The sequence below is a fragment of the Desulfovibrio sp. Huiquan2017 genome, assembly GCF_017351175.1.
Taxonomy (GTDB): domain Bacteria; phylum Desulfobacterota; class Desulfovibrionia; order Desulfovibrionales; family Desulfovibrionaceae; genus Pseudodesulfovibrio.
Genome location: NZ_JAFMPN010000048.1, coordinates 1 through 339, shown reverse-complemented (window position 1 = coordinate 339; position 339 = coordinate 1). Strand labels below are relative to the sequence as shown.

Genomic DNA, 339 nt, shown 5'->3' with positions numbered 1-339 from the left:
GTTTGGAAAACGGCGCGTGGATCGTTGAAGCACAAGGCTTCGTCATGCGTCATCAGTTCAGACTAACGTCATGAACTAATGACGCGCATCAATGCGTTTAACCTCCTTCTGGTGACGGAATTATCCGATGGATATGCCCAACCATATGACGCCGCAAAACCTTCGCGCAAGCTCCGGCGGGACGAATTCTTTTCCTCCCGCCATTTTTTCCGCGAGCGTGACACAAGCAGCCGCCAGGGCAAGGCCAAGCCCTTCGGGCGGACGCTTCGCGATCCGGTCTTGCCACGACGACTTTGCTTGCGTCGTGATTACCGCAGGCGACGGCGAGAGGGATGGCGG

General features: G+C 56.9%; 1 protein-coding gene. It reads right to left on the bottom strand.

Features of this window, described 5'->3' with window-relative positions; all coding sequences use genetic code 11:
- Positions 1-120 precede the first annotated feature (120 nt).
- Positions 121-339 (bottom strand): hypothetical protein (locus J0909_RS18305; RefSeq protein WP_207265134.1); only part of this gene is annotated, 219 nt, incomplete at its 5' end.